Source organism: Mesorhizobium qingshengii (assembly GCF_027563465.1).
Taxonomy (GTDB): Bacteria; Pseudomonadota; Alphaproteobacteria; order Rhizobiales; family Rhizobiaceae; genus Mesorhizobium; species Mesorhizobium qingshengii_A.
Genome location: NZ_JAPFQA010000001.1, coordinates 859,492 through 873,275, shown reverse-complemented (window position 1 = coordinate 873,275; position 13,784 = coordinate 859,492). Strand labels below are relative to the sequence as shown.

Genomic DNA, 13,784 nt, shown 5'->3' with positions numbered 1-13,784 from the left:
GACGCGAACATATTGCAGGACCGGCGCAAAGAGCGCTGTAATACGGCCCTCGAAATGCAAGTTTGTTTCGTCAGGATTGCCCCTTGCCAGCATCGCCGCCCTCGCTCGACAGCTTCGATCTCGCCATCCTCGCCATCCTGCAACGGGACAACACGACGCCGCAGCGGCTGATTGGCGAAGCGGTGAACCTGTCGGCGCCGGCTGTGCAGCGCCGCATCAAGCGCATGGAGCAAACCGGCGTCATTGCCGGCAACGTCGCCTTGGTCGAGCCGGCGGCGGTTGGCCAACCCATCACCATCTTCGTCGAGGTCGAACTCGAGAGCGAACGCACCGAGTTGATCGACGCGGCCAAGCGCCAATTCTCGGCGGCGCCTGAAGTCCAGCAATGCTACTACGTCACCGGCGAGGCCGACTTCATCCTGGTCATCACCGTGGCCGACATGGGCGCCTATGAAGCGCTGACGCGAAAACTGTTCTTCGACAGCAACAATGTCCGAAAGTTCCGCACTTTCGTTGCCATGGACCGCGTCAAGGTCGGGCTGACCGTGCCCTTGCCAGATTGAGCAGTGCCGCCCCGCAAGCCTCACCCTGGCACCGCCATGTTTTTGACATTCTCCGCAGCGCGAATTCGGCGTCGGAGGCGCGCTTGGACGACATCACCCCAGTTGCGATCATCGGTGCCGGGCCGGCGGGCCTGGCCATTGCCGCATGCCTGCGACAGACCGGGATCGACTTCGTCCTCCTCGAGAAAGAGCGGCAAGCCGCACCCGCCTGGCGTCGCCACTATGAGCGCGTCCACCTGCACACGACCAAGCGCTATTCGTCCCTGCCCTTCGTGCCCTTCCCGAAGCACTATCCACGTTATGTGCCGCGCGATCTCTTCGTCCAATATCTCGATGCCTATGCGCAACGCTTCGACCTGCGGCCCCGATTTGGAGAAACGGTGAAAGCGATCACCCGGGAGGGTCGCGGCTGGCGCGTGGACGCGACATCCGGTCCGTTGCGCGCCAGACATGTGGTGATCGCGTCAGGCTACAATGCCGAGCCCTTGCGGCCTGGATTTGCAGGTATCGACACTTTCATGGGCAAGACATTGCACAGCGCCGACTATCGCAATGCCAGGCCTTTCGCCGGCCAGTCGGTGCTGGTCATAGGCATGGGCAACACCGGCGCGGAGATTGCGCTCGATCTGGCGGAAAACGGCGCGCGGGCGACGATTTCCGTGCGCGGCGGCGTTCATATCGTGCCGCGCGAACTGTTCGGCGTGCCCATCCAGATGGTCGGCATGGCGGCACGCCTGGGGCCGCAACGCTTCAATGACGTTCTCTTCCCCATCATCCTCGACCTGGTGGTGGGCAGACTGGAAAAATATGGGCTCAAACGGCCGAGACAGGGACTGCTGGAACAGATCGCGATTGCGGCGCGCATTCCGGTGATCGACGTGGGCACCATCGGCAAGATCCGCGAAGGCGCGATCAAGGTTGCCCCCGATGTCGCCGAGATCTCGGAACGAGGCGTCCGTTTTGCCAACGGCAAACACAGCGAATTCGACGCGATCATCTTCGCGACCGGTTTCCGGCCGGGCTATGCCAAATTTCTCGAGCCCGGCATCCAGCCGGACCGCAGTGGCGTTACCCCCAAAGCTTCGGATCTCGGCCTCTACCTTGTCGGCTTCCACAATGCAGTCACCGGATTGCTACGCGAAATCGGGATCGAGGCCGAGGCGATCGCCGACGACATCAGGCACCGGATTAACAGGAAAAAGGCAGCCGAAACCCTGCCTGTTTAGTCTGCGTCCGGACGATTGATGTTCTTCACCCAGCTTGATTTGCCGCGCGCAGCCAGACCTTGTTGTCATGAAAGGCAGCGCCGCCATAGGGCGCGGGCGCGTCGGCGCCGGTCAGCACGTTGATGCCCTCGCCGCGCTCATGCGCGCTGTTCGGCCAGATGCCTTCGGCGATCACGACGCCGCGCTTGATGCCATCGAACAGCTTTGCGTGCAGCACCACCTCGCCGCGCGGGTTGCCGACCTCGACACGGTCGCCGTCGGCAAGCCCAAGGTCCGCCGCATCATCGGGATGCAGTAGCAGCACCGGCCTGCCTTCCTTTTCCTTCGACACCGGCGTTTCGGCAAAGGTCGAATTGAGGAAGTTGCGCGCCGGCGAGGTTGTCAGCCGGAACGGATGCGCCTCGTCTGCCACTTCGATCAGATCGACATGATCGGGAAACTCGGGCAGCCGTTCGACCGGGCCGAACAGGCCCATGCTCTTCGGCGGCCGGTTGGGAGCCGGCTGGCCGGTCCAGTCGGCGCGGAAGCGGAATTTTCCATCCGCATGGCCAAAGCCCTTGATGAAGTGCGCGGTGTCGAAATCGGGCTGCAGGTCGACCCACTTGTCTTCCTTCAAGCTGTCGAAGCTGCCCAGCCCGCGCTTGCCGAGAATGATGTCGATATGCTGCTGTTCGGTCAGGCCGAAGCCCGGGCGGTCCGCGACGCCAAGGCGTTGCGCCAATTCCTCGATGACGAAATGGTTGGTGCGCGGCCCCTCCGGCGGCTCGATCAGCTTGGGGCCGAGCGTGATGTGCTGATTGCCGCCGCCCTTGTAGACGTCGTCATGTTCAAGAAACATCGTTGCCGGCAGCACGACATCGGCGAGTTTTGCCGTGTCGGTCATGAATTGCTCGTGCACGCAGGTGAACAGGTCGTCGCGCAGGAAACCCTGCTTCACCAGCCGCTGTTCCGGCGCGACGTTGGCCGGGTTGGTGTTCTGGATCAGCATGGCCGTCACCGGCGGACCGCCATAGAGCGCGTCAGTGGCGCCGGTCAGCACCGGACCAATGCGCGAATGGTCGAGAAAGCGGATCGAGGGATCGCGCATCTTCGTCCCTTCCAGCACCTCCTGGTTGAGCTTGAAGATGCCGGAATTGGAATGGAAGGCGCCGCCGCCCTCATATTGCCAGCTGCCGGTGACGGCGGCGATGCAGGACGCCGCGTGCATGTTGACGGCGCCGTTGCGCTGGCGGGCAAAGCCATAGCCGAGGCGGAAATAGGTTTTCTTCGTCGTGCCGACGAGACGGGCGAAGGCCTCGATCTCGGCGACGGTGAGCCCTGTGATATCGGCCGCCCATTCCGGTGTGCGCGTCCGCAGATGCTCTTCGAGGCCCTTCGGGTCGTCGGTGTATTTTTCCAGATAGGCGCGGTCGGCCAGGCCTTCCCTGAACAGCACATGCATGACCGCGCAGGCCAGCGCGCCGTCGGTACCGGGCCTGAGCACCAGGCCGAGATCGGCCTGCTTCATCGTCGCGTTCTCGTAGACGTCGATGACGACGATCCTGGCGCCGCGCTCCTTGCGCGCCTTGATGGCGTGGGTCATCACATTGACCTGGGTGACCACGGCATTGGTGCCCCAGATCACCACGCAGTCCGATTTCGCCATCTCGCGCGGGTCCGGCCCGCGCAAGGCACCGGCGCCCATCATCCAGCCGGTCCAGGCCAGGTTGGTGCAGATCGAACCGAAGAAGCCGGAATATTTCTTGGCATGGCGCAGCCGGTCGATGCCGTCGCGCTGCACCAGCCCCATCGTGCCGGCATAGTAGTAAGGCCACACCGTCTCCGAGCCGTATTTTTCCTCGGCCGCGATGAACTTTTCGGCGACGAGGTCGAGGGCTGCCTCCCAGCTCGCTTCCTTCCAGACGCCATCGCCCTTGGCGCCGGCCCGCACCAGTGGCTTCAGCAAGCGGTCCTGATGATGGACGCGGTCGGCATAGCGGGCAACCTTTGCGCAGATGACGCCGGCGGTGTAGCTGTTGGCCTTGGCGCCATGGACGCGGCCGATGCGGTTGCCATCGAGCAGCTCGACCTCAAGCGCGCAGGTCGACGGGCAATCATGCGGGCAGGCCGAATGGCCGATCCTGAGCTTGGCGTGCTGGTTCATGGGAACTTGTCTAACGACTTTCACGCGCTGCGTGTAGGGCCAGATTGGCGCCGGCTTGCCGTCCGCTGCGAAGATCTGCTGCGGATCGGGCTAGCGACAGCAGGTTATCTGCGCCGACGCCGACGCTGCCGATCTCCCCCTTGCGGGCAAGATCATGCTCCCCTATTCCGCCGTGCCTTCCTCATACTCGGCCGACATGGTCAGCCATTTTTCCTCGTGGCCGGCCAGCGTCTGGGCGAGCTGCGAGCGCTCCTTGGCAAGGCGCGTCGCGGTCGAGGGATCCTTTTCATAGATCGCCGGGTTGGCCAATTCGTCCTCGATGCCGTCGATGCGCTTGCGGATGCGGTCCATCAGCGCTTCGGTGGCGCGGATTTCCTTGGCCAGCGGCTCGAAGGCGGCGCGGCGTGCCGCCGCGTCGCGGCGGCGGTCGGCTTTTGACGCCTTGTCGGCCTCGCGCTTGCCGCGGCGATCGCCGGACACGCCCGTGACCAGCGTCTTGTAGTCCTCCAGGTCGCCATCATAAGGATTGACCGCGCCGTCCTTGACCAGCCACAGCCGGTCGGCGGTCGCTTCGAGCAGGTGGCGATCGTGCGAGATCAGGATCACGGCACCCGGAAATTCGTTCAGCGCATGGATCAGCGATTCGCGACTGTCGATGTCGAGATGGTTGGTCGGTTCGTCGAGGATGAACAGGTTCGGCCCCTCGAAGGCGGACAGGCCCATAAGCAGCCTCGCCTTCTCGCCGCCAGACAGGTCCTTTGCGGCGGTGTTCATCTTCTCGGTCGCGAGACCAAACTGGGCAACGCGGCCGCGCACCTTCGATTCCGGCGCCTCCGGCATCAGCCGGCGGACATGCTCGTAGGCGTTTTCGTCCGGCCGGAGGTCGTCGAGCTGGTGCTGGGCAAAGATCGCCACTTTCAGCCCGGGCGCCACTGTCATGGTGCCGCTCTCCGGCTTCAGCCGGCCGGACAGCAATTTGGCGAAGGTCGACTTGCCGTTGCCGTTGGCGCCAAGCAGCGCGATGCGGTCATCGGCATCGATGCGCAGCGTCATCTTCTTCAGGATCGGCTGCCCCTCGGTATAGCCGACACTGACATTGTTCAGCGCGATGATCGGCGAGGCCACCGTCTTGACCGGCACCGGGAAGGAGAACGGCCGGACCGTGTCGTTCACGATGGCCGCGATCGGCTTCATCTTCTCCAGCGCCTTGATGCGCGACTGCGCTTGCCTCGCCTTGGAGGCCTTGGCGCGGAAGCGCTCGACGAAGGATTCCATGTGCTTGCGAGCGGCTTCCTGCTTGACGCGCCCCTTCTCCTGCAACTCCTTCTGCTCGGTGTACTGGCGCTCGAACTGATCGTAGCCGCCGCGCCAGAAGGTCAGCTTCTTCTGGTCGAGATGAACGATCGAGTTGACGGCGCGGTTGAGCAGATCGCGATCGTGCGAGATCAGCAGCACCGTGTGCGGATACTTCGACACGTAGTTTTCCAGCCACAGCGTGCCTTCGAGATCGAGATAGTTGGTCGGCTCGTCGAGCAGCAGAAGGTCGGGCTCGGAAAACAGCACGGCGGCGAGCGCCACGCGCATGCGCCAGCCGCCGGAAAAGGACGAGGCCGGACGCCGCTGCGCCGCGTCGTCGAAGCCGAGGCCGGCCAGGATGGTTGCCGCGCGCGACTCGGCTGAATGCGCGTCGATGTCGGCCAGCCGCATGTGGATATCGGCGATGCGGTGCGGATCGGTGGCTGTCTTTTCCTCTTCGAGGAGCGCCGTGCGTTCGAGGTCGGCCTTGAGCACGATCTCGATCAGCGGATCCTCGGTGCCCGGCGCTTCCTGCGCCACCTGCCCGATCCGCGTATTCTTAGGCAGGCTGATCGACCCGGTCTCGGAGGGGAAATCGCCGGTAATGGCCTTGAACAGCGTCGTCTTGCCGGTGCCATTGCGGCCGACAAGGCCGGCCTTGGTGCCGGCCGGCAAGGTCAGCGAGGCGTGGTCGAGAAGCAGGCGTCCGGCCATGCGGAGCGAAAGGTCTGAGATAACAAGCATGGCGGCGCTTTTGCACCGGACATCAACGCTTCGCAAGGCCTTGCGGGCCAGTTGGCCGCACAAGGCCTGAAAACGACGCCTGCTACAGCGCCGTCAGGGTAGCCGTTCAGTGACTTGCCATACGGCCAAAGCCGCGCTCAGGCAGTGGTCTTGCGCTTTGCCTTGGTCGCGGCGGGCGGCGCGGCGGGCTTGCGGCCAAGTCCCGTCGATTTTGCCAGCGCCGAACGTGTTGCCGAGTAGCTTGGAGCGACCATCGGATAGTCCGGCGGCAGCCCCCATTTGGCTCGATAATCGTCCGGGCTCAGGCCATAGTCTGTCCTGAGGTGCCGCTTGAGCGACTTGAACTTCTTTCCATCCTCAAGGCAGACGATGTAGTCGGGAAACACCGACTTCTTCGGGTTCACGGCCGGAACCAGGCTTGGGCTTTCCGTGACAACCGCACCGGCCAGTTTCCGAACCGAAGCGCTGACGCTGGCAATCAATTCAGGCAAGCCGGAAGCCGGAAGCGGGTTGTTGCCTACATAGGCCGAGACAATATCAGCCGTCAGCTCGATAACGGTCTTATCATCGATATTTGACAAATCTTTCATCCTATTTGCGACAAAGTCATGCACCCCAGCGAAGACTTATGTCGATGTATGTCTCTAACCGCACCCCCCAACGGACCGCCAAGTCTCAACAAGGAATCAAGACTCGTAGAAAATGTTTTCATCGAAAATCGACGTCGCGCAAATTAGAAAATCTAATACTTCGCGGAAGCAGACTTGGCAGTCGGGCTGTCGGTCAATATCTCAAGAATACGCTTCCAGCGGGCGCAACGCACGAAATCCTTTTGCTCTATCGCCTTTTCGGCCTTCATCGCGGCGTAAAGCGGCGCCTCGGCACCAAACTCCTTGATCAGCCAATGCGCTTCCTGCCTGGCGAGACGTTCGTTTTCGTCAAACATGGTTTTCGGCCTCCGAACGTTCCATGCCGACCGCGACACAGCTGCCGATGACGAGGACGGCTCCGGCAATGGCGGTCATCGTCATCCGCTCGCCGGACAGGGTCAGCAGCAGCGTCGAGGCGATCGGCGTGAGATAGGCGACGACCGCGACCTTGCCGCTGCCTTCGAGCTTCAGGGCGCGCGACCAGAAATAGTAGCCCAGCCCCATCGGACCGGCGCCCAGATAAAGCCCGAGAGCCAGGTCCGTGCCGGAGGGCCAGGCGACGCCGTGGCGCGCGCTCCACAGAAACGTCAAGGCGACACCGAACAGCGACGACGGCAGCAGCAAGCGATCCGGCGAAGCAGCAACCCTTCCCACCATGACCGAATAGAAAGCCATGCACAGCGCAGACCCGAATGCCGCAAGATAGCCGACCAGATCGCCCTGGAGCCAGGACTGGTCGCGCCCTCCCGAAATCACCAGCGCAACGCCGACGAACCCTAGGACGGCGGCAAGGCCCAACAATGCCGGTCGCCGCGGATTTTCGAGCACGATCACCGCCGCCGCGACCATCAACGGCCAGGTGTATGCCACCAGATTGGCCTCGATCACCGGCATCGAAGCGAAGGCCAGGTATTGCAGCACCATCGTGCCGACGAGACCGATGATGCCGACGCCGATCGGAGCCAATCCCATCCAGGCGGCGGCGGTTGCGCCCGGCGCGCCGTTCCTTTGCGGCGCGTCTTCCCGATTCATCAACCAGATGACGGCGAAGACAAGCGCGGCTCCCGAAAACTGCAGGAATTGCACCTGCGATACCGGGTGACTCGCCAGCAGGGATTTGCCGACCAACGCATTGGTCGACCACAAGGCCACCGCGCCGGCGGCGAAGACCAGCGCGGATCTGGCTACCATGATTCCCTGGCTCCGCCAGGTACCGGCGCCTCGGGCGACACCGGAACGGGACGTTCCGCCTCGAACTGGCGATAGGCTGGCAACTGGTTGGTCCACACATCCTCGGCCAGTTCGTTGACCCATTCGCGGTCGTGGTCGTTGTCGGCGGCAAGATAGAACATCCGGTTGTCGTCGACATAGGGCTTGGCAACGGAGCGCTGGTTGAGCACCAGCGTGACGCGCTCGCCGAACCGAATCGGCGCCGTGCGATGCAGGACACCAAGAAACTGCCCGAGCGTGGCATAGTTCATCTTGTGGTCGATGCGCATGACACGGTTGCGCGGGATCTCGCGGCCGGATTCGAGGATGGCACGGCCGGTTTCCGAGTCGTCGCAGTAGATTTCGAGATGGCCGCCGACCAACGGATTGCTGATCGACAGCGGAATGAGCTCGGTGACGGGAACGCCGTCGCAATGCCATTCCACCGCGCCGTCCTTCGGGTTCATGAAGGTGACGGTCGAACCGACAATCGACAGCGGATAGGGTTCCAACTTGGTGCCCATCATGTCGGACAGCCGCTCCAGACGCAGCTTGTCGTGCAGCAATTCCTTGATTTCGGGGATGAAACGGTCGGCGCCGGTGATGAAGGTCAGATCGAGGTGCTTGTGCACGGCATGGCTGGCCTTGAGCTTCAAAGCGGCCTCCTCAATAGCGGCAAGCAGTGCCGGGTCATAGCCGTGAAGATACTGCGCGACGCCGAAGCTCGACACTTTCCACGCGGTTTCGTGGCCGATGATGGCTTCGCGGCTCATCGCATAGCGCAGTTCGGGAATGGTATGGGCGTTCATTGTACTTCTCCAAGTGAGGGGCAAACACTTGGTAAACAGTTGATTAAATTAGCAGCCCCTGTAAAATTAGGAATGCTGGTGCTAGTGTAAGCCCAGCTTAAGGTCGAGCCCGTGCGTCTGCTCAGTCAGGTCAACCTCAATTCGCTAAAGATCGTGGAGAGTGCTGCGAGGCACAGGAATTTCACGCGCGCCGGCGAAGAACAATTCATCACCGCCTCGGCGGTCAGCCAGCGCGTCAAAAGCCTGGAGGACCAGCTTCGCTTCAAGATCTTCCAACGCGGCGGCAATGCGGTGTCGCTGACGCCGGAGGGCGAGACCTATGTCTCGCGTGTGCGCGAGGCCCTGGAACGGATCGTCGCCGCCAGCATGGAAGCGACTGGGCAGTCGCAGGAACATGTGTTGAAGATATCGGTGCTGCCGACCTTTGCCGCGCGCTGGCTGTTTCCGCGTCTGCCGCTCTTCCAGCGGCAGTACCCCGACATCGAGATGCGCGTTTCCACCTCCTATGCGACGCACGAATTCGCGACATCCGAATTCGATATCGAGATCCGCTATGGCGACGGTCATTTTCCCGATCTGAAGGCCGACCTTCTGTTCAAGGAGGACCTGACGCCGGTCTGCAGCCGGAAGCTCTTCCACGAGATCCTGGGCGACAAGCCGCTAACGAAAGTGACCCCGGAAGACCTGCGCCACTTCACGCTGCTGCATTCCGAAACCTGCACCCACAACTGGCAATCGTGGCTCGGCTTCGCTGGCGCCGGCTCCGTGCTCAAGGAGGCCAGAAGCATCTATTTCGATTCGTGCATGATGTCCTACGAGGCTGCCAATGCCGGGATGGGATTTGCCGTGGCCAACCGGGCCTATATGGCCAGCGATATTCGCGCCGAGAGACTGGTCGCCCCGTTCGCGGTCCACCATCCGAACACCGCAGGGTGGTATTTCGTCTGCCCCGACAAGACGCCTCCCGCCCGCAAGGCATTGCTGTTCAAGCAATGGATCACGGAGGAGGCGGCTTTGACGCAGAGCCAGCTGGACAGCGAGATCAGCAGCTGATCGTCCGCTGCTGAAATCCTCTGACGGGGTCAGGCGAAGGCCCTGCCCTCCTCGGTGCGCTGGAAGAGCATCAAGTCCAACCCCAGGCTTGGCCGGCCGAGGATGGTCAGAATCGCATGCGCCTGGCCGCGGTGGTGGGTCTGGTGGTTGAAGACATGGTCCAGCGCCGGCGCCAGCCTTTGCGAGACGGTGCGCATGTCCGAGACCGTCATGTAGGTGAAGCGGCCCGTCAACGCCTTGTCGCTGAGGCCGCCGACCCAGTCGATGATCCTCTTGTCCTCGGCTTCACGCGCCATCCTCAAGCCGGGCAAGGCCCGGTACAGGATGGCGTCCAGCGTCGTCGGCGCGTCTCCCTCGCCAGTGAAGCGCTTCATCCAGATGCGGTCGGCGGTCAGCAGGTGATTGAGCGTGGCCATCATCGAGCCGAAAAAGGCTCCGACATCGCGGTTGAATTCCTCTTCGTCGAGCTCGGCGGCGGCATCATAGACGCGGTTGTTGGCCCATTGATTATAGGCCGCAAACATCATGAAATGCTGTCTCATGGCTTCCCCTCGGCTCGCGTCGATAGGGGGCCTACCTAACCCGCAGGAACGCTGACGCCAATGACCATTCTGCTCTATGATCTCGTCGGACGCGACACCGCGCGCCCGTTCAGCCCGCACTGCTGGAAGGTGACGATGGCGCTGGCCCACAAAGGGCTCGAAGTCAGCACCGTGCCGACGCGCTTCCTCGAAGTGCCAGGGGTCGAGGGCGGCGTCTCGAAACTCGTTCCGGTGATCCGCGACGGCGAGAAGGTCGTCGCCGATTCCTTCGCCATCGCGCTCTATCTCGACGAAGCCTATCCGGATCGGCCGACACTGTTTGGCGGCGAAGGCGGCAAGGCGATGGCGCGCTTCATCGAGCGTTGGTCGCAACTGACCATCCACCCCTATGTCACGACCGCCGCGATCATGGACCTCCATGCCATGCAGGACACGCAAAACGCCGCCTATTTCCGTCAGAACCGGGAGCAGCGGCTTGGCAAGCGGCTGGAAGACGTGATGGCCGCCCGAGATGCCGGGCTCGCCAGCTTCAGAGCCTCGCTGGAGCCTTTGCGGTCGATGCTTGGCTATCAGCCATTCATCGGTGGCGCGTCGCCGCTGTTTGCCGATTACATCGTCTTCGGCGCACTGCAATGGGCACGCATAGCCTCGCCTTACCAGTTGCTCGACGCCGGCGATGTGGTGGCGCAGTGGTTCGCCCGCTGCCTCGATCTGCATGGCGGGCTGGGGCGGAAGGTTGCCGCGGCGGCGTGACGCCGCAACGCCTGCTCTTGCCGCAAGGCGGCACGAGAGCGGTCAGTCTCTTGCGAGAAAGGTCAGCAGCGAGATGGCCAAACCTTACTTGACAGCCGCCTTTTTCGGCTTGCTGGTCTTCGTGGCGGCCTTCGCCTCCTTGGGGGCGGCTTTTGCCTTGCCGGCACCAACTGCCTTCTTGGCGGGCTTCCTGGCTGCCGACGTCCCCGCGGTATCTTCCTGGTCGACATCGGCTATCGCCTGATGCCAATGGCGCTCATGCTGGCCAGCCGGTTGTCCCTCTTGCAGCCAGATCTGATGCGCGCGGTTGCGAATGCGCTCCTGGCGATCGTTTGTCATGGTCATCCTGTCTCCGTTCGGGTCGACCTCAGCATGGGCGCCCACGACCGACTATAACAAGCAAAACACTGCTTAACAGCCATCGGATCACAGCTGCCGGTCCGCCTCATCGGCGCGGCCCGGCATGGAAACGCGCACCGCACCAGCGCTTCGCTATCGCTCCGGGCGTTCGTCGCTCGCAAAGCCAGGCAATTGGCTTTCCGTCCGCTTCGCGGACCGCTCCTCACCCCTTGGCAATGGGCCGGGCGGCTTGTATAGAGCCCGCCACTCTCAATTCCATTCTCAGACAAGGACGACCCATGGCGCTCGAACGCACCTTTTCCATGATCAAGCCGGACGCAACACGGCGCAACCTCACCGGCGCCATCACCAGGATGCTGGAAGAAGCCGGCCTGCGCGTCATCGCCTCGCGCCGGGTGTGGATGAGCCGCCGCGAGGCGGAAGGCTTCTATGCCGTCCACAAGGATCGTCCGTTCTTCGGCGAACTGGTGGAGTTCATGTCGTCGGCCCCAACCATCGTGCAGGTGCTGGAAGGCGAGAACGCCATTGCCAGGAACCGCGAAGTGATGGGCGCCACCAACCCGGCCAATGCCGCCGAAGGCACCATCCGCAAGGTGCATGCGCTGTCGATCGGCGAGAACTCGGTGCACGGCTCCGATGCGCCGGAGACCGCCGCGCAGGAGATCAAATACTGGTTCTCGGACACCGAGATCGTCGGCTGAGTCGATATCATCAAGTCTGATTTGGAAAGGCCGGCGTTTGCCGGCCTTTTTCATTGGCTGAACGGTCAGGTTTCGCGCTCCAACCGCAGCATATCGGCATGCAGCCGGTGCGTATGCCTTGAGCAGCATCGGAGTCATCGGTGCCAGCAGTGCCGACCTCGCAAAAGAGCATTAGGATTTGAGCCGCGCTGCACTAGGGTTGAGATATATCGCGGATGAATGCCGACATTGGAGCGACCTCAGCATGACCAGTGCCATTCCGGGTTTCTTCCAGGGCACGGAGATGCCGAGCAGCGGCTGGTGGGAGGCGCTGTGGCCCGACCCCGCCGCCGTGCTTTCGGCAACGGGGATCAAGCCTGGAATGGAAGTGATCGATCTCTGCTGCGGCGACGGCTGGTTCACGCTGCCGATCGCCAGCACGGCGCGTCATGTCCTCGCCATTGATATCGATGCCGATCCGCTCGAAGCCGCTCGGCACCGGTTGACCCAAAGTGGGGTGACGAATTGCGACTTTGTGGCCGGCGACGCCTACGAGCTTTCAAGGCTGGCGCCTCGACCCGCCGACTTCATCTTCATGGCCAACGCCTTTCACGGCGTCCCGGACCGGCCGCGTTTGGCACGCGCGGTGCGGGCGACGCTTAGCCCTGGTGGCCGTCTCGCCATCGTCAACTGGCACCAGCGTCCGCGCGAAACAACGATCGTCCTGGGCGAGCCTCGCGGACCGAGGACCGAATTGAGGCTGTCACCGGAACAGACCATAGCGGCCGTCGAGGCGGGCGGCCTCAGGCTCGCCGAACTGGTCGAGGTGCCGCCCTATCACTACGGCGCCGTGTTCGAACAGGCTGAGTGAGAGCGTCCGTTTCGCTCCGACATCAGAGTGTCGATATCTGTGGCCAGGCCCTGCGCCCGACCATCAAGACACCTCAGCTTGCCGCGCTGAAGCGCAGGATCTCGCGGCCATCCTTGTCGGCAATGGCGAGCTTGCCGGCATCGACACTGTATGAGGCAGCCTTGGCCAAGGCATCGAACAGCGCCTTTTCCTCGGCCATCACCTCCGGCGCGCAGGCCTTGTAGGTCGAGCCGATCTCGCTGATTGTGATCGCTTGGCCATCGACCTTGGCCGTGGCGAAATAGGTGTTGCAAGGGCCGCTGCCGCCTGCCTTGCCGGCCTCGCTGACCCTGAACGTCGCCTGCGGCGCGGCGATGGCGCCAATGCCGTCGACATAGTCGACCAGCCAGAGCTGACCAAAAACGGAAGCGGTCGGCCCGGTGCTCGGCGTGACCATCTTGAGCATGATGGTCTGCGGCACATCGGTCAGCGGATCGACCTGATGGCGCATATCGGAGATGAACATGAGCCTGTCGTCGACGGTGATGCGGGCCTGCAGCGCATAGGTCATCTGCGGCTGGATGACGGAGGGGTCGAATTTGATCTCGAAACTGATCGGCACCTGGCCGGTCGGCTTGATATTCTGTTCGCCGATGATTTTGGCCGGCGCGTCGGCCAGCGAGACATCGGCAAGCTGGACCGAGAGCACGGCACTGGGCGGCAAGGCGATGCGCTCGCGATAGATCACCTCGCCTCGCACAGCCTTTTCGGCGGCAGCAGACAGTTCCGGCACGGCCAACACGCCGACGACCAGCGGCACAAAACCGAAGACGAAGAATTCCGCGATCCTGTCCAGCATGACCATCTCCCTTGCCCCGGGCGGCTAATTCCTGGGATGCCTGCCCC

15 protein-coding genes are annotated in these 13,784 nt (G+C 62.9%); 6 read left to right on the top strand and 9 right to left on the bottom strand.

The features are described from left to right. The first annotated feature begins 83 nt into the window (after nt 1-83). Entirely contained in the window at nt 84-563 is a 480-nt protein-coding gene (locus tag OOJ09_RS04080) for an Lrp/AsnC family transcriptional regulator (RefSeq protein WP_269903942.1), read from the top strand. Nucleotides 564-646: 83 nt separating this feature from the next. Further along, nucleotides 647-1,789: a flavin-containing monooxygenase gene (locus OOJ09_RS04075; protein WP_269903941.1), complete on the top strand. Its 1,143-nt coding sequence runs from the start codon at nt 647-649 to the stop codon at nt 1,787-1,789. 25 nt (nt 1,790-1,814) lie between these two features. On the opposite strand, the gene OOJ09_RS04070 is transcribed toward OOJ09_RS04075, so the two are convergent. The 6 genes from OOJ09_RS04070 to OOJ09_RS04045 all read right to left on the bottom strand — a co-directional run bounded on the left by OOJ09_RS04070 (nt 1,815) and on the right by OOJ09_RS04045 (nt 8,640). Next, complete coding sequence (locus OOJ09_RS04070; protein ID WP_269903940.1) at nt 1,815-3,932, bottom strand: molybdopterin-containing oxidoreductase family protein; 2,118 nt, start codon at nt 3,930-3,932, stop codon at nt 1,815-1,817. Between the two features lie 162 nt (nt 3,933-4,094). Further along, nucleotides 4,095-5,972, bottom strand: coding sequence for an ABC-F family ATP-binding cassette domain-containing protein (locus tag OOJ09_RS04065; protein ID WP_269903939.1), 1,878 nt, complete (start codon nt 5,970-5,972; stop codon nt 4,095-4,097). A gap of 137 nt (nt 5,973-6,109) precedes the next feature. After that, a complete protein-coding gene (locus tag OOJ09_RS04060) occupies nt 6,110-6,562 on the bottom strand; it encodes a MucR family transcriptional regulator (RefSeq protein WP_269904065.1) in 453 nt (150 codons plus the stop codon). 152 nt (nt 6,563-6,714) lie between these two features. Further along, the gene (locus OOJ09_RS04055; RefSeq protein ID WP_269903938.1) at nt 6,715-6,918 is read right to left on the bottom strand and encodes a hypothetical protein; all 204 of its coding nucleotides are present in this window, start codon (nt 6,916-6,918) and stop codon (nt 6,715-6,717) included. After that, on the bottom strand, nt 6,911-7,813 hold the full coding sequence (locus tag OOJ09_RS04050; RefSeq protein WP_269903937.1) for a DMT family transporter: 903 nt from the start codon (nt 7,811-7,813) through the stop codon (nt 6,911-6,913). Before OOJ09_RS04050 ends, OOJ09_RS04055 begins: the two co-directional genes overlap by 8 nt. Then, on the bottom strand, nt 7,807-8,640 hold the full coding sequence (locus OOJ09_RS04045; protein ID WP_269903936.1) for a hypothetical protein: 834 nt from the start codon (nt 8,638-8,640) through the stop codon (nt 7,807-7,809). Before OOJ09_RS04045 ends, OOJ09_RS04050 begins: the two co-directional genes overlap by 7 nt. Nucleotides 8,641-8,751: 111 nt before the next feature. On the opposite strand from OOJ09_RS04045, the gene OOJ09_RS04040 reads away from it, so the two are divergent. After that, entirely contained in the window at nt 8,752-9,693 is a 942-nt protein-coding gene (locus tag OOJ09_RS04040; protein WP_269903935.1) for a LysR substrate-binding domain-containing protein, read from the top strand. A gap of 29 nt (nt 9,694-9,722) precedes the next feature. Here the strand turns inward: OOJ09_RS04040 and OOJ09_RS04035 are convergent, their stop codons facing one another. Continuing rightward, a complete protein-coding gene (locus OOJ09_RS04035) occupies nt 9,723-10,235 on the bottom strand; it encodes a DinB family protein (RefSeq protein WP_269903934.1) in 513 nt (170 codons plus the stop codon). Nucleotides 10,236-10,295: 60 nt separating this feature from the next. Here OOJ09_RS04035 and OOJ09_RS04030 point away from each other — a divergent pair, with 60 nt between their 5' ends. After that, complete coding sequence (locus tag OOJ09_RS04030; protein ID WP_269903933.1) at nt 10,296-10,988, top strand: glutathione S-transferase family protein; 693 nt, start codon at nt 10,296-10,298, stop codon at nt 10,986-10,988. An 84-nt stretch (nt 10,989-11,072) separates the two neighbouring features. On the opposite strand, the gene OOJ09_RS04025 is transcribed toward OOJ09_RS04030, so the two are convergent. Continuing rightward, nucleotides 11,073-11,333, bottom strand: a complete 261-nt coding sequence (locus tag OOJ09_RS04025; RefSeq protein ID WP_269903932.1) for a DUF2934 domain-containing protein — start codon at nt 11,331-11,333, stop codon at nt 11,073-11,075. Nucleotides 11,334-11,626: 293 nt separating this feature from the next. Between OOJ09_RS04025 and ndk the strand changes: the two genes are divergently transcribed. Together ndk and OOJ09_RS04015 are read left to right on the top strand one after the other, a co-directional pair. Beyond that, a complete protein-coding gene (gene ndk, locus OOJ09_RS04020; protein WP_023701900.1) occupies nt 11,627-12,049 on the top strand; it encodes a nucleoside-diphosphate kinase in 423 nt (140 codons plus the stop codon). A gap of 244 nt (nt 12,050-12,293) precedes the next feature. Beyond that, on the top strand, nt 12,294-12,899 hold the full coding sequence (locus OOJ09_RS04015; protein ID WP_269903931.1) for a class I SAM-dependent methyltransferase: 606 nt from the start codon (nt 12,294-12,296) through the stop codon (nt 12,897-12,899). A gap of 73 nt (nt 12,900-12,972) precedes the next feature. Here OOJ09_RS04015 and OOJ09_RS04010 read toward each other — a convergent pair whose 3' ends face one another. Beyond that, nucleotides 12,973-13,737, bottom strand: coding sequence for a YbaY family lipoprotein (locus OOJ09_RS04010; protein ID WP_269903930.1), 765 nt, complete (start codon nt 13,735-13,737; stop codon nt 12,973-12,975). Nucleotides 13,738-13,784: the final 47 nt, after the last annotated feature.

What these genes read in the sequence shown, in the direction of transcription:
- OOJ09_RS04070 (WP_269903940.1), bottom strand. Translation starts at nt 3,932, where the DNA reads ATGAACCAGCACGCCAAGCTCAGGATCGGCCATTCGGCCTGCCCGCAT.
- OOJ09_RS04065 (WP_269903939.1), bottom strand. Translation starts at nt 5,972, where the DNA reads ATGCTTGTTATCTCAGACCTTTCGCTCCGCATGGCCGGACGCCTGCTT.
- OOJ09_RS04060 (WP_269904065.1), bottom strand. Translation starts at nt 6,562, where the DNA reads ATGAAAGATTTGTCAAATATCGATGATAAGACCGTTATCGAGCTGACG.
- OOJ09_RS04055 (WP_269903938.1), bottom strand. Translation starts at nt 6,918, where the DNA reads ATGTTTGACGAAAACGAACGTCTCGCCAGGCAGGAAGCGCATTGGCTG.
- OOJ09_RS04050 (WP_269903937.1), bottom strand. Translation starts at nt 7,813, where the DNA reads ATGGTAGCCAGATCCGCGCTGGTCTTCGCCGCCGGCGCGGTGGCCTTG.
- OOJ09_RS04045 (WP_269903936.1), bottom strand. Translation starts at nt 8,640, where the DNA reads ATGAACGCCCATACCATTCCCGAACTGCGCTATGCGATGAGCCGCGAA.
- OOJ09_RS04035 (WP_269903934.1), bottom strand. Translation starts at nt 10,235, where the DNA reads ATGAGACAGCATTTCATGATGTTTGCGGCCTATAATCAATGGGCCAAC.
- OOJ09_RS04030 (WP_269903933.1), top strand. Translation starts at nt 10,296, where the DNA reads ATGACCATTCTGCTCTATGATCTCGTCGGACGCGACACCGCGCGCCCG.
- OOJ09_RS04025 (WP_269903932.1), bottom strand. Translation starts at nt 11,333, where the DNA reads ATGACCATGACAAACGATCGCCAGGAGCGCATTCGCAACCGCGCGCAT.
- ndk (WP_023701900.1), top strand. Translation starts at nt 11,627, where the DNA reads ATGGCGCTCGAACGCACCTTTTCCATGATCAAGCCGGACGCAACACGG.
- OOJ09_RS04015 (WP_269903931.1), top strand. Translation starts at nt 12,294, where the DNA reads ATGACCAGTGCCATTCCGGGTTTCTTCCAGGGCACGGAGATGCCGAGC.
- OOJ09_RS04010 (WP_269903930.1), bottom strand. Translation starts at nt 13,737, where the DNA reads ATGCTGGACAGGATCGCGGAATTCTTCGTCTTCGGTTTTGTGCCGCTG.